Below are 14,746 nucleotides of genomic sequence, written 5' to 3'. Positions count from 1 at the left end.
TCTTGAAAATTAATAAAATTATAACCGATAATGTTTTTAATTACCGGTTATAATTAATTCTTTACTAAGCAATTACTTTGTATTACCCTGCGCCGCGCTTGATACAGCATCCCATGCTTCCCAGGTTGCCAGCCGCTCAGCATAAGCGGTACGCACCCATGGCAAGTTATGGCTGCCAAGATTAAACCTTAACGGCGGGTTCTCCGCATCTACAACTTTAAACAGGGCTTCCGGCGTTGCATTCGGATCTCCTCTTTCCATTCCTCTTAATCCTCCGAAAAATTGTGTCTTAAAATCTTCGTATATGTCTAGCCCTGGTGCAAACTTCAAAGACTCCTGACTCCCGAACTCGGTGGCATAGGCACCTGGCTCGATGATGGTTACTTTGATGCCAAAATCTTTAACTTCTAAGGCTAAACTTTCGTGAATCGCCTCGAATGCCCATTTTGAAGAACAGTAATAACCGATTACGGGCAGGGTCACATGGCCAAGGCCGCTCGAGGTACCGAGGATATGGCCCCAGCCTTGTTTTCGCAGCAATGGTAAAGCCGCCTGTATCACAGCAAGTGTGCCGAAAATATTGGTTTCATATAGCGCCCGCACATCTTCAGCGCTGGCTTCTTCAATTGTACCAACAAGCGAATAACCTGCATTATTAAGCACAATATCAAGCCTGCCGAAGTGAGCGTGAGCCTGCACCACGGCAGTTTTCACCTGATCAGGCTTGGTTACGTCAAGTTCCAAAGTCAGCACGTTTGCGCCATACTTTTCTTTGAGATCTGCAATACTTTCCAACTTGCGCGCGGTAGCAGCAACTTTGTCGCCTCGCTTTAGCGCTGCATCAGCCCAAACGCGCCCAAAACCCCGGGAAGCTCCTGTAATAAACCAAACTTTATTTATACTTGAAATATCATTTTGATGTGTCATGATTTTATGTTTAAATGAATAACACAACAAAGGTCAACAGATGCCAATTGCTACTTGTAGCCTAATTGAGGATTTTCGTAGGCAAAATGAGAAAGTCGGTATATGTGACGCTTGTGCCTTATCCATCAATTCTCAGGCTCTTAGCTAATCTAATCCTAAAGCAAAAGCTATAAAAAGATCGAATTTTTTATCAAAAATGAGTGAAATTTGAGCAAAAAATGCGTTTTTTAATCGTTTTCAAGCCTAAATCAAGCTTTTTTGGGTGAAAAATAGCGTCAAAAACAATGTAAAAACCGCCTTTTACGGCTATTTTAGGTGTTTTTTGAATGAAAAGTGTACCAAGTGTACCACATGTTCCACTTGTGCCGCGGTACAACACAGGGCGATTGAAAAACTAAAGGCACTAAAGTCGCTCTTTATATGCCCGCTTAGGCTCTAAATCAATATTGAATTTTAAAGGTGGCCGTGTGCAATAATTTGTTGTTGGCTTGTAAAGCCACCGGTATAATTACTTTTACGCTATTGTTGGTAACTGAATATTTTAAATTCTTATCAACCCCAAGCAAGCTAATTTTTTTGATCTTTTTAATGTCTGTTAAATTAAAAGAGATGCTTGCCGGTAAAGTAACGTTATCAGTAGCCGGTAAAACAAATGCGTAAATAGTATTCGAGCTTTTCAATTTGGTGTAGAATATATTTTGCTCGGAGTATGGGGCTATCGGTTCTGTACCGTATATACCTTCGCCGTTTATTTTTATCCAGTCGCCAATTTCATTTAGCCTGCTGTACGCTACAGGATCCCAGTCTCCATCCGGGCCCGGGCCAATGTTCATCAGTAAATTCCCCCCTCGCGATACTATCTTCACCAATAAAGTAATAATTTGCTGTGCGGATTTATAGTGATCGCCCGGCACATAACTCCATGAGTTACCCATTGTGATACAGCTTTCCCATGGATAGTCTAAAGGCTTATCAGGCACCTGCTGTTCCGGAGTGGTATAGTTTTCATATTGCCCTGCAACAGTGCGGTCAACTACTATCAAACCCGGCTGTTTTGTACGGGCCATGGCAGCAATTTTAGGCATATCAATATCCTGGTCATAAGGAATGGTCTTCTGCCAGTCAACAGTTGAGTCGATGGTGCTTTTAGGCCTCACCCAACCACCATCGAGCCATAAAATATCAACCTTGCCATAACCGGTCATTAATTCCTGTATCTGGTTATAGGTATAATCCTTAAACTTTTGCCAGCGTTCGGGGTATTTAGCCGGATCATAATTTACATTCCGGTCCTTAGGCGGAAAGTAGGACCACCAGTAATCGTCCGAATGCCAGTCGGGCTTTGAAAAATAAGCCCCTATCATAAAATTCTCTTTGCTAAACGCGTTAAATATCTCCTTAGTTACATTGCTCCTTGGGTTTGTTGAGAATGGAGTTTTTGTACTGGTTATTTTATAATCGGTTTGCTTTGTATCAAACATGCAAAAACCATCGTGGTGCTTGGTAGTGAAAATAACATATTTCATACCGGCATTTTTAGCGGCCTTTACCCATTTTTCAGGATCGAAATGGGTTGGGTTAAACGTAGTTTGCAAATTCTCGTATGCTTTTTTGTACGTATAGTAATCAGCGCCGTAGAGGCCTTTACGCTGTGTCCAGCCTTCATCTTCGGGGCATATGCTCCAGCTTTCAACCACTCCCCATTCACTGTAAGTACCCCAGTGCATAAATAAGCCAAATTTCAGGTCCTGCCATTTATTTAACTTTTGTTGTACCAACGTATCTGACGGCGGCACATAAGTTTTTGACATGTTATGCTGCTGGGCAAACAAACTGCCCGCAATAAGTAACAAAAGTGGTAAAATACTTTTTTTCATGAGTTTGTGATCCTGTATGTTGATTCCGGTTGCCCGGTTATGTTATGCTATTAATTGCCGATCTATTTAACCTTTACACCCAGCTCGGCAACGGTAACGCCATTACCGCTAACCACATGCAATACCGCAAATTTAAAATAGCGGCAACTAACCGGCTGCTCTAATGGAATAAGCTGTTCAATTGGGTTCGATTTGATATTTGAAAACTCCCCTATAGTGGCTTGCAGCCAGTTTACACCATCGTTACTGGTATAAAACACATACTTATCTGCAATGCCACTAGTTATTTTATCCTGGCGGGGCAGGTAGGTAAATGCCTTCACATTTTGTGTTGCACCCATATCAATATTTATTTCCTGCGGATATTGAGCAGTTTGGGTTGAGTCTTTCGACAAAGTGCTCCAAACGGTATTAGCATTTTCATCAATAGCATTTGATGGTTCGTTACCATTTTTGGGATTTGTGCCGATAACTTTCCACCCTGATTTTGAAAGATAAAATTCTTTAGTGCCGGTCTCGCTTGCCTGGTTAGCTTCAAAACCACGGGCTTTAATAATGCCCCCGTTAGTCAATAAAAAAGGTTTTAAATACACCGGTGAATGCAGCGTTGGTTCTGTTCCATCTGTTGTATAATGAATGGTGGCAACCGGTGCGCTGGTGCCGATACTCACTATACAACTATTATCCCTGCTAATGAGTGGTGCTGTAAGATGAACAGGTTCTTTAAACAAGCCAAAATCACTTAAGGCTATACACACCGGCGAGGCGGTAATACGCAACCTTACTTTGCTTGCGGTAATGTTATTGGGCAAGCGTATTAAGCGGTTTGCACCTATACTCGTTACTGTGGCAATTTCTTTCCATTTGCCATTCACCCAGACATCAACTGCCGCGCCTTCAATGCGCTGGCCTAGTTTTATATTCTCGCGCAGGCGGATAACATTGAATGTTTTAGGCTGATGCAGATCGATGACCAGTTCGGGTTTGGTAACAGCATCATCGGTTGCCCAGTAGGTGTAGCGATTGTTATCCAACAAAAATGCAGGACCAAATTTAGCGGCATTATCACCCCTGATATTGCTGGCTTTAAAACTTGCTCCGGCGGCCAAATTAACCGCAAACGTTTGTTTTACCAGCTCGCCAAATTGTTTTAATATGCGTACATCCTCATCACTCAATTCTCCATCCTTATCCGGCGAAAGGCCAAGATCAAGACAAGCACCTCGGCCTACGCTTTTATAATACAGATCAAATAGTGCATAAGGCGATTTACTTTGCCCATCCTGCGATTGATGGTAGAACCAGCCCTTTCGCATAGGAACATCACATTCGGCAGGGATCCAATATTTGCCGTTGCGTGTACCTTCGGTAGCCTTTTCATAAAGTGAATAGCCGTTGGCGGGTTGTTTTCCGGCATTCGGAGCTTCGGGCGTATAAGTTGCCCAATAGGTTTCTCCCGCATGGCCCTCCTCATTACCTACCCAGCGCACATCAGGCCCAACATCACCAAAAATACAAGCGCCGGGTTGCATTTTACGGGTAATGCCCCAGGTGTTAACCCAATCATAATAGGTTGAGCGGTCAATAGTGCGTACTTTACGTTCGCCGCCATAATAACCATCCCCTCCATTAGCGCCATCATGCCACGACATAAACAGTGGACCATAATTAGCATACAATTCTTTCAGTTGCTTACGGTAAATATTTGTTAAATATTCAGGTTTGCCATAAAGCGGGTTGTTCCTGTCCCATGGCGAACAATAAATCCCCATTTTCATCCCCATTTTTTGACAGGCAAGCTGATATTCCTTAACAATATCACCCTTACCGTTCTTCCACGGGCTCTTGGTTATGTTATGCTCTGTAGTTTTTGTAGGCCACAGGCAAAACCCATCGTGGTGTTTAGCCACCACTACTATTCCTTTAAAACCACCTGCTTTCGCTGCCCCTACTATTTGCAGGGCATTAAAATGTTTAGGGTTAAAAATTTTAGGGTTCTCATCCCCATAACCCCATTCCTTATCGGTGTAAGTGGCTACGCTAAAATGGATAATGCAATACATTTCCGTTTCCTGCCATCTTAATTGCCTCGGAGCAGGCAATGCGCCGTAGGGCTTGGGCGGTACCTGCGCATAAGCAGTATAAAATGTACTTACCAGTAATAAAATTAGCGTTAACTTTTTCATTATAACATTAATTCTTGAGCCATTGCGCCGGGATGTCCTGCGGTGTAGATCTGTTTAAACTGTATTTCAATTTCAGGGTATAACCACCGCCGCCTTCAATAAAATCAAGTGCGATACTGTGTAACCCTTTTTTCAAAGCTATTTGTCCGTTTTTTTCAATGGCGGAGTGCAGGCCGTCATTATCAACCACTTCCCTGCCTGCAATTTTCAATGTGCCACCATCATCGCAGGTCAAATAAAAACTATAAATACCATCCTGCGGAACATCCAGGTAACCCCGGTATTTAAGGCCGAAAGCCGGAGCCTCGGCAAACTTGGGTACGGTGATGGTTTTGGCTATAAAAGCTGTATCGGGTTTGGTATCTGGTATTAATGCCGCCAGTTTATAAAACTGTTTATAATCCCTGCATATTAATCCATCGCTTACATGAGCAACGTTTTCGGGTTCAGCAAGGCTCTGTTTATCGTACTGTAAATTATAAACATCGCCATGGGTACCATCGGGTTTAAATGCCGTTAAGCGTATCGATTGTGATTGGGTAATAATAAGCGGTCTATTTAATAAAGTTGAAGTTACAACCGGTAAAGTGCCATCAGTAGTATACCTGATGGCTAAATTTGGCAACGGACTGGTTACAGATAAGGTATCCTGATCTGTAAATACATTTGATTGTAAGAAACCCGAAAGATCAGGCAAACGGTAATTAACCTTCAGTATATCCAGCCGCGCATACTGACTATCCAGCCGTTGTAAATAAGAATCATAATCTGAATGATTCGTCCATAACACTTCTGCCAGTGCGGTCATACGGGGCATATACATATAATCGGCACGCTTTTCAGAGGGAATATTTTCAGTCCAGATGTTCGCCTGCGCTCCAATAATATTCTTGCCTTCAGCAGCAGTAAGTCCTTTGGGGATGATATTAAAATTATAAACCGCGGGTATGGAATTTTTATCCGGTATCGCATCAAAATATAAAGGGCTACCCGGCGTCATAATTACCTTATTACCAAGCTTAGCTGCTTTTGCAGGTGCATCGGGCACCCAACTACGCCAATACATAATAATAGCTGTTTTGCTTACACCACCTTCCAGTATCTCGTCCCAGCCTATCATTTTCCTGCCGCGCGAATTGAAAAAAACCTCCATGCGATTAATGAAATAACTTTGCAGCGCAGGCAGGTCTTTTATTCCCTCGCGCTTCATCAATGCTTTACAGGCATCAGATTTTGCCCAATCGCTGCGGTCAACTTCATCGCCGCCTATATGAATGTATTTGGATGGGAAAATATCCATTATCTCACTGAATACATTTTCGGCAAAAACAAAGGTACTTTCATTGCAGGGGCAGATAGGTTTGGTAAAGTCTTCGCCCCATGTATTTTCGCCATTGCATGTTAAAAATGGGTAAGCATTTATGGCTGCCATCATATGGCCGGGCATATCAATTTCGGGAATAATATCTATATGCCTTGCCGCGGCATAAGCAACAAGGTCTTTCATTTCCTGCTGGGTGTAAAAACCACCATACAGGGTTTTGCCACTTTTGTGGATGATATGTTCCGTATCGAGAGCAAAATCAGGATTATCGGGAGCACGTTTCATACATGCCGAATCATTTTTATCAAATGTGCGCCATGCGCCTTCTTCGGTTAGTTTGGGATATTTTTTTATTTCGATACGCCAACCCTGATCATCAGTTAAATGTAAATGCAGCTTATTCATTTTGTAAAGCGACATTACATTAACGAATTTTTTAAGGTAAGCGATAGAAAAGAAGTGCCTTGCCACATCAAGGTGCATACCGCGCCAGGCATAAGCGGGCTCATCCTTAATATAAACAGCCGGCAGCGACAGGCTTTTAAATGGCTTTTCATTTGCAACTTCAACATTGGCTGGCAGTAATTGCCTTATAGTTTGTACTGCCATAAACATACCCGCAGGTGTTCTGGCTGTAATTGTTATCTGTTTTGGGGATATTGAAAGCGTGTAGCCTTCATCAGCAATAATCGCTGCATCATATTTTAATAATATGGCGTGATTTAGGGGTTGCGTACTTTTTTCAAGCGCTTTACCAAAGCTATTGACAAAAAAACTGTTGAGCATAACGGCTTCGTTAGTAAACAGATGTTTGCCCGGTACAACTATATGTGTAGCTGGCGTTATTACAAAATTCCCGTTTTCGGGGGTCAAAGATGTTGGATAAGGTATTATTGGATATTTTACAGCTGTTTGCTGGGCATTGGCATAAATATTTACAAATATTATCGCCCAAAATAATAAAACGGTAGTTGTGTATTTTATCTTCATTGTTATTAATTATTCTTAAAAATTGCTAGCATAAGAGCTGTTAAAGGTAACCAGTCATTTTCTTATCATATAATCCGCAACCGCGTAATAATAAAGTATTTTTTAACAGATAAACATGGCCCTGCTTTTAAACACCTGCAATTTTATGAAAAATACATAGCCCGGGCCCGCCCGGGCTATGTCCACTACACACTAAACTAATCGATTGTAATCATCGTTAGTATTTTCAATGAATGATAATAATGATTCAAAAGAACCAGGGTCTTACCATCTTCATTATTGCTTATCGAAAGCACACCGGCATTCACCGGATATGCTTTCAACTAAACCATTTTATTGTTTATCCCACCAAACTATGGCTGCGGAGTTAAATGTATTTTCGTTGCCGTATGCTGCGAGCGCGGCATTTACATTGGCATTATTCAAATTAAATTCGCTTTGCGGGTATACCATTTTACGTGGAATAGTTTTTGAAACACTACCCGGATTTGGCGTTAATACAGGGTAACCTGTACGGCGCCAGTTGGCATACTCATCTTCCCCATCAAAAGCAAAACCTGCCAACCAGTATTCTGTATTGATCCTTTCTATCTGAGCCTCAGCCGTCGCCGGAAGAGGGTTTTGAGTCAGGTAGGCATTGATCTGTGTAGTTGTGATGGTTGGGTTGGTTGGCAGTAAAGCCAACGATTTCATTTGCCCTGTTACACCTGCGGTATAAAAAGTATTCGCATCGCCGGTAATATAACCGCGTACTACTGCCTCCGCTTCCAGAAATGCAACTTCAGCATACTGATAGTCAAAGAATGGCGTAGTCTGCTGGCCAAATACTGAAGCATTTATCCTCACTGTTGGCTGCGGATCGCTACTTGAGAAACTGTAACCAATAAAATTAGCGGTAGTATCACTTATAATTACCCCACCCGCCGAAACTGGTTTATCATAAATTGCACCATAGATTGCCAGACGCGGATCATTTGCCGTCTGCATTTCCGATACTAGTGTTTTATGTAAAAAGAAATGTTCAACACCATCTTCAACCACGGTATAAATACCGTTAGCAAAAGTGGCGCTATGGACTAATATTGGCATATCAGTATTACTGGTCATTACACCATCTGCTACTGCTTCTTTAGCTAATGCTGAGGCTTGTGTAGGATCCACCTTAATTAAACGCATACCAACCTTTAACAATAACGATGCTCCCAATTTTTTCCATTGTGACGCACTGCCGCTGTAAAATTGGTCGCCTTGTACAGTTTGTGAACTGTTTGCAGCTAACAAAGCTATTGATGCTCTTAGCTCGGTTATTAAACTGGCATATATTTGCTGCTGCTTGTCATAAACAGGGGTATATATTTTATCAGTTAAGGCTAAGCCCGATTGGCTGTAAGGGATATCGCCATAAAAATCGGTTAGCTTTTGAAAGATAAATACACGCCATATACGGGCAGCAGCATATGTACTTGCCTGTGTAGCATCATTTTGCGTTTGATTTATTAAATAGTCAAGACTTGTTAATACAGGGGTGTAAAAGTTATTCCATAGTGATGACGCCGGGCCATCTGATATTATATAATTAGTACCCGACCAAAATGAGCTGTACCCGTATTGCATAAACGCATGGCAATAATTAAAACGGCTCTCCATATCTACAGTACTTGTTCTTACAAGCGCATCAGACAAAAGCGCGGCTGAAGATACTGTTGTGGTAGCATCCGGGTTTGTGTTGATCTTTTCAAAATTCTTTGTACAACCTGTTGCTAAAGCAGTTACAAAAAGAAAAGATAAAAATTTATATGTTATATTTTTCATGATTATTTTTCTCCTTTATGTTAAAAACTTGCATTTAAGTTAAACCCATAGGTACGGCTGGTTGGCGAACCTCCGCTATCATAACCAAAACCGGTACCTATACTGTCAGATGCTTCGGGATCAAACGTAGGCAGGTCTTTCCTGATATAGAAAAGGTTACGCCCGATGAGTGAAAAAGTAGCTGACTTGATAAAGGTTTTAAGCAGTATGCTCTTCGGAATTTTATATCCTAACGATACCTGGCGGAATTTAATAAAGGTCCTGCTGAATACATTTGATTCATTGATGATCTTGTCTGCATTTCCGTTATCATTAAACTGGATATATGCGCTGTAAGGCAATGTATTTTTTACATATACCGGTGCAGCTGCAGTACCCGTATTAATTACACCATTAGGTATGTATGTACCATCGCGACCCAAAAGTGAAGCCATTGAATTACCGAAGTAATTAGTCCATACCGCATCGGCTTCATAAACCTGGCCACCAAATTGACCATCGATCAGAAAGCTGAAGGAGAAATCTTTATAAGTAAATGTATTGGTTATACCGCCTGACCAATCAGGATTAGCTGAACCTAAATAGTTATCACCACTGTTTTTAGCAATAATAACAGAGTTAGGTGTGCCCGAGTCGCCGGTTTGCGAGTTTTCAAGTTGGTAAACTATTTGCCCGCTTGGCGTCCTTTGATAAGTAGAGCCAAATATAGAACCCAATGGGTAACCTACCCTAGCCTCAATGTTATAATACAGATCGATACCTGTGCCAAGGCCCGGTGCAAGCGCGGTAACCATATTTTTATTTTTAGCTGCATTAAAGCTCACATCCCATGCAAAATTCCTGGTTTTTATAGCTGTACCGGCTAGTAATACTTCAAAACCTTTATCATACATATTACCTGCATTCACATATACCGAGCTAAAAGTGGTACTGTTACTTATAGTTATTGGCAACAGGAAATTATCTGATTTTTTGTAGTAGTAATCAGCATCAAGTGATAATCGGTTGCCAAAAAACTTTAACTCCGTACCAATCTCCGACTCAGTAGTTACTTCAGGCTTTAAGCTCGCTGGCGGAGCAGCATTGTTGGTTACTTCGCTTAATGGGATGCCATTCAACGCGCCCTGTGAAGTAAATGTAAGATCGGTTTGCTGTGGTGTAGGGTTACTGCCTGTTTGTCCAAAGGCTGCCCTTAATTTACCAAATGATAACACTTTAGGATCGATATGCAGCGCATCACTAAACACATAGCTTAAGTTAGCCGACGGGTAAGCCAGGTAGTTTTTAGAATTATTTGAATTTGATGTAAGAGCTGAATACCAGTCATTACGGCCAGTAACTTCAAGGAATAAATAATTCTTATAACCGAGATCAGCCTGGGCAAAAACAGAATTTGTTTCAGAACGAGGACTATGAAGCTCCTGCGGCAAATTCACTGTTTTTAAATTGCTGAAATTTAACTGGCTTGGATCAATAAAATTTGAGCCACCCATGGTAAGTGAATATTGACTTGCATTTTGAGACTCAACACCGCCTAAAACATTCAGCGTGAAATCACTGAACTTGGTATCATAATTCAACGTAGCGCGTACATCAGTTCTTTGTTGTTGATAAGTAGAAGTTTGATAAATACCGGTATTGTTGGTTACATTATTGGGGAATACTGCAAATACACCATCGGTATTAATATAATCAAGGCCCGATATAAAGTTAGCATGCAAATGATCTGTAATATCATAAGTAAGATTAGCCGAAGTTAATACCCGGTTTTGTGTTTGATCATTTTTTACTTTTTCTATCTGTACGTAAGGGTTGGCAGTATAGGTTGATAAAAAGTTACCATCAGCGTCCTTTTCATCCAACAGCGTAATATCGGTAGTGTTGGCTATACGCGGATAGCTCTGCCCCATTGAACCACGCCCGTCGCCACGCTCAAGCGGGGCGTTTAAACGCAGTACTCTCGACAGATCGACTTTAAAAGTTGTATGAAAACGCTTACCGAAATCCTGATTTAAATTAAATACGGCATTATAGCGCTCATATCCTTCTCCTGGCGTAGGCGAATCATCTCTGGTATCAGAAAGAGATACGCGATAAGACCCGTCATCATAACCCTTGGTTAATGCAACGCTATTGGTTGATGTTATACCGATATTATAAAACCTGTCGAAATTTTTTGCAGCACTTTGCAAAACATAGGGTTTTATTTTACCATCAATATCTAAAAATGGCTGGCCCTCTATTTTCGCACCCCATGACCATCCCGGAGGGTCGCCCGAATTGTTACCAAGGCCACCGTAAAAGAAACTTACCGTATCATCGGCGGCTGTATATAACCTGCCATAATAACCACGGCCATATTCTGTTTGCAGGTGATCATAAGGTATCATTTTTTCAAAAACGGTGTTGGTATTAAAAGTGATTCCAATTCCTGCACCTTTTTTCCCTTTTTTGGTGGTGATCAAAATAACACCGGCCTGTGCGCCGCCACCATAAAGTGCCGCTGCCGAAGCTCCTTTTAATATACTGATACTTTCAATATCATCAGGATTGATGGAGTTTAAGCCATCGCCCGGATCAGAACCACCGTACACTTTACTTTCGTCATTTGTATTTTCACGGGTATTGCTGTTAATAGGCACACCATCAATAACATATAAAGGCTGGTTTGAACCCGAAAAAGAGGAATATCCACGCAGGATAACCCTTGATGAACCACCATCGCCATTGGGCGGGCTTTGAACTACCAAACCTGCTACCTTGCCTGCTAAAGCATTTACAAATGTGGGCTCACGGGTAGTGGATACCTCATCGCCGCTAACCTGTGTTATAGAATAGCCTATACGCTTTTCATCTTTCTTAATACCCAGTGCAGTTACAACAACTGCATTAAGGTTATTTGAGCTGGGTAATAACTTTACCACCATTGCACTACCAGTGTTTACCGGTAATTCCTGCGGAGTAAAGCCAACGTAAGTAAAAACCAGTATGGCTTTATCATCGGGCACACTAATGCTAAAGTTACCGTTAATGTCTGATGCGGTTGATGCGGTACCATTTTTCAGCTTTATAGTTACACCGGGTAACGTTTCATTTTTATCATCGGTTACTTTACCTTTAATAACGATGGGGACCGTTCCATAACTTTTAGTAACCTGATCATCCTGTTGTAAAATAATGGTTTTAGCGATTATTTTATAAGACAATGCCTGGTTTTGCAAGCATTTGCTTAATGCTTCCTCAACAGATGCGTCTTTTAATTGCACACTAACGTTTTTATTTGCTACATCTTTTGAATCGTAGAAAAAAGCGTATCCTGTTTGTTTATTAATTTGTTGCAGTACCTTTTTTAAAGGGGTATTTATTTCATTTAAATTGATTTTCTGACTAAACCCCCTGGCACTGCACTGCAATAGAGCAACTAATATAATTAGGGTTGTCAATTTCATGATCAATGAGATTTTTTTCAGCCATGGTTTATGTATGACCGTAGAAAAAGCATTTAATTTCATACTTTTGTTGAGTTTGGGTTAACAGATAGTTAGAGAGACACTAAACTTATTTCCGTTTTACGGTAAGGGTTAACTCAGATATTACACGCATTCCGATTGCCGTCGGAGTGCGTTTTTTTTTTGAATTAACCTCATGAAAGGCGGCCGGAGCCTGCCGGGGTGAGTTAATTTTTCTTCATATTTTCTTGTTTAATAGTTTTCAATTTAGTTAGTTTTTGATTGTTAAGGCATTACAACAATTGTTTTGCCCTGTAGTTTGTAGTGTATTTTCTTAAAGTTGAGTATATCCAACATTTGTGTTGCATTAATATTACGTGGTATTTCACCCGAAAAGTGCCTTGAAGGTAACTCTCCATCATACTTAACATCAACATCATACCATCGCGCAAATTGCCGCATTACTTCCTGTATGCTGCTATCCTCAAAGTAAAACAGGCCATTTTTCCAGGCTACGGCTGCATCAAGATCAACACCGCTCACCACATTTATTTTACCGTTATTAAACTGCGCCTGCTCTCCCGGTTTTATAACACTACTGCTACCGGCCGACGATACTTTCACACTGCCCTGCAGTAACGTTGTTTTCACCTCATTTTCATCGGCATAAGCGTTTATATTAAAATGCGTACCCAAAACCTCAACCGTTTGCCCGTTTGATACTACCCTGAATGGTTTAGCCGCATTGTGCGCCACTTCAAAGTAAGCTTCGCCGCTAAGCTCAACCCTGCGTTCATTACCAATAAAGCTAACAGGGTATTTAATTGATGATGCTGAGTTTAACCACACTTTAGTACCATCTGACAGGATGAACTGGTACTGCCCTCCTTTTGGCGTAGTAGCTGTGTTATATACTAAAGTGTTTGATAAAGCATTTTGACTTGAACCGGCATATTTAACCTGTCCGTCGGCTGTTTTGCTGATCACTACCCCACCCTGGCTGGCAAGCTTGCCATTTTTAGCATCGGCTAATACCAGGGTATTGCCATTTGCAAGGGTTAATATAGCTTTATTACCACCCGGGGCTATATCATTTTTAACTGGTTTAGCAAACGCAAAAAAATGTTGTTTCGGAAACTGATGATGCATAAAAATTAAAGCACCGGCAGTAATAAACACCAGCAATGATGCGGCGATTGCAAAAACCCTGGCATATGATTTTTTTGACGTGGAATTTATACGGAATAATAATTTATTAAGGCTGTCTTCCTGGTCTTCTTCCAATTGCTGGTGCGATGCGCCGGGCGCATCATTATTATAAGTAAGGTACCACGATTCAATCAATGCCTTCTCCGCAAGGGTGGCTTTGCCCTTATTATATTTTTCCAGCAAATATTCTATTTCTTTTAGCTGCATAATAGTCCAAGGATAATTATCCTATTTATAACCTATACAACTTAAAATGGCGGTGGGAGTAGATGAAAAAGAAATAAATTAAAAAAATATCATAAAAAAATGAGTCCCTAGTTTAAGGCGCAGTACTTTAAGTGAATTATTCACTTGTTTTTTTACTGTAAGAGGGCTGATGTTTAATTGTTCGGCTATCTCATTGTGTGAGAGATGAGCATTTCTGCTCATTTCAAATATAAGCCTCATTTTTGCGGGCAGCGATTTAACTTCAGCATCTACAAGAGCAATCAATTCTTTTACACGCAGGCTTTCATCGGGAGTAGGCTCATTGTTTACCAAAAAGCTTTCTAATGATGCTGCGTAGTCTGATTTTATTTTTTGGTGTTTATAAACATTCAATATCTTGTTCCTTACAGCGGTATATAAATAGGCCTGCAGATTAACGTTTAAATTAATCACTTCCCTATTATTCCAGATACAGGTAAAAAGCTCTTGTAAAATATCCTTAACTTCTTCCCTATCTGCCAGTCGTTTATAAGCATGGCTATATAAAACGCCATAATACCGCTTATGAATAGCTGTAAAAGCATTCAAATCACCTTGTTTAAGGAGGATAATTAATTCATCATCGCTATAAGAATTATACCCTGACATTGGATTGTTAACTAATTTATAACAAAATATTAAACCAATATTAATGATTTTTTTTATTGTATTATCAACACTTGTATCATTTTTTTTACAACAAGTAATATTTTCAAAGTGTATCCG

At 40.8% G+C, this 14,746-nt stretch carries 8 protein-coding genes; all 8 read right to left on the bottom strand.

Translation table 11 applies throughout. The features are described from left to right. Positions 1–72 precede the first annotated feature (72 nt). Positions 73–927 carry an SDR family NAD(P)-dependent oxidoreductase gene (locus GSQ74_RS20155; protein ID WP_158996002.1) on the bottom strand — a complete coding sequence of 285 codons (855 nt, stop codon included), beginning with the start codon at positions 925–927 and terminating at the stop codon, positions 73–75. Positions 928–1,367: 440 nt separating this feature from the next. Next, entirely contained in the window at positions 1,368–2,804 is a 1,437-nt protein-coding gene (locus tag GSQ74_RS20150) for an alpha-L-fucosidase (RefSeq protein WP_158996001.1), read from the bottom strand. A gap of 62 nt (positions 2,805–2,866) precedes the next feature. Next, positions 2,867–4,990 (bottom strand): alpha-L-fucosidase, encoded by a 2,124-nt coding sequence (locus GSQ74_RS20145; protein ID WP_158996000.1) that lies wholly within the window; start codon positions 4,988–4,990, stop codon positions 2,867–2,869. A gap of 7 nt (positions 4,991–4,997) precedes the next feature. Then, positions 4,998–7,304: a family 20 glycosylhydrolase gene (locus tag GSQ74_RS20140; protein ID WP_158995999.1), complete on the bottom strand. Its 2,307-nt coding sequence runs from the start codon at positions 7,302–7,304 to the stop codon at positions 4,998–5,000. 333 nt (positions 7,305–7,637) lie between these two features. Further along, positions 7,638–9,116, bottom strand: coding sequence for a SusD/RagB family nutrient-binding outer membrane lipoprotein (locus GSQ74_RS20135; RefSeq protein WP_158995998.1), 1,479 nt, complete (start codon positions 9,114–9,116; stop codon positions 7,638–7,640). A gap of 20 nt (positions 9,117–9,136) precedes the next feature. After that, on the bottom strand, positions 9,137–12,565 hold the full coding sequence (locus GSQ74_RS20130) for a SusC/RagA family TonB-linked outer membrane protein (protein ID WP_158995997.1): 3,429 nt from the start codon (positions 12,563–12,565) through the stop codon (positions 9,137–9,139). Between the two features lie 285 nt (positions 12,566–12,850). Continuing rightward, positions 12,851–13,981: a FecR family protein gene (locus GSQ74_RS20125; RefSeq protein ID WP_158995996.1), complete on the bottom strand. Its 1,131-nt coding sequence runs from the start codon at positions 13,979–13,981 to the stop codon at positions 12,851–12,853. Positions 13,982–14,059: 78 nt separating this feature from the next. After that, positions 14,060–14,629 (bottom strand): RNA polymerase sigma-70 factor, encoded by a 570-nt coding sequence (locus GSQ74_RS20120; protein ID WP_158995995.1) that lies wholly within the window; start codon positions 14,627–14,629, stop codon positions 14,060–14,062. Positions 14,630–14,746 lie beyond the last annotated feature (117 nt).

This window comes from Mucilaginibacter sp. L196 (genome assembly GCF_009765905.1).
In the GTDB taxonomy this organism is placed as follows: Bacteria; Bacteroidota; Bacteroidia; order Sphingobacteriales; family Sphingobacteriaceae; genus Mucilaginibacter.
The sequence above is the reverse complement of the archived record's forward strand: the minus strand, read 5'-3'. Positions and strand labels throughout refer to the sequence as shown.

Bases quoted from the DNA above. Each gene is read 5' to 3' on its own strand.
- GSQ74_RS20155 (WP_158996002.1), bottom strand. From the start codon at position 927: ATGACACATCAAAATGATATTTCAAGTATAAATAAAGTTTGGTTTATT.
- GSQ74_RS20150 (WP_158996001.1), bottom strand. From the start codon at position 2,804: ATGAAAAAAAGTATTTTACCACTTTTGTTACTTATTGCGGGCAGTTTG.
- GSQ74_RS20145 (WP_158996000.1), bottom strand. From the start codon at position 4,990: ATGAAAAAGTTAACGCTAATTTTATTACTGGTAAGTACATTTTATACT.
- GSQ74_RS20140 (WP_158995999.1), bottom strand. From the start codon at position 7,304: ATGAAGATAAAATACACAACTACCGTTTTATTATTTTGGGCGATAATA.
- GSQ74_RS20135 (WP_158995998.1), bottom strand. From the start codon at position 9,116: ATGAAAAATATAACATATAAATTTTTATCTTTTCTTTTTGTAACTGCT.
- GSQ74_RS20130 (WP_158995997.1), bottom strand. From the start codon at position 12,565: ATGAAATTGACAACCCTAATTATATTAGTTGCTCTATTGCAGTGCAGT.
- GSQ74_RS20125 (WP_158995996.1), bottom strand. From the start codon at position 13,981: ATGCAGCTAAAAGAAATAGAATATTTGCTGGAAAAATATAATAAGGGC.
- GSQ74_RS20120 (WP_158995995.1), bottom strand. From the start codon at position 14,629: ATGTCAGGGTATAATTCTTATAGCGATGATGAATTAATTATCCTCCTT.